Annotated in this window: 1 pseudogene; it reads left to right on the forward strand. The window is 63.9% G+C overall.

Features of this window, described 5'->3' with window-relative positions:
* A pseudogene (locus AAEZ02_RS23605) lies at nucleotides 1-233 on the forward strand (aldo/keto reductase); the annotation flags it as partial.

The raw sequence follows: 233 nt of genomic DNA on the forward strand, positions 1-233 counted from the left end.
CGCTATACGCTGCTGGACCACGACCGCGCGTTGCAGCGCCTGATGGACGCCGCCCACGCCCAGCAGGTCGAGATCGTCGTCGGTGGCCCGTACAGCTCCGGCATCCTCGCTGGCGGTGCGCACTTTGAATACCAGCAAGCCAGCCCGGCGATCATTGCCAAGGTCGAGCAGATCAAGGCGATTGCCCAGGCGTTTGGCGTCAGTATCAAGGCCGCTGCGCTACAGTTCTCACT

Origin of the sequence: Shewanella sp. T24-MNA-CIBAN-0130 (assembly GCF_040310185.1) — a bacterium.
Taxonomy (GTDB): domain Bacteria; phylum Pseudomonadota; class Gammaproteobacteria; order Enterobacterales; family Shewanellaceae; genus Shewanella; species Shewanella psychromarinicola.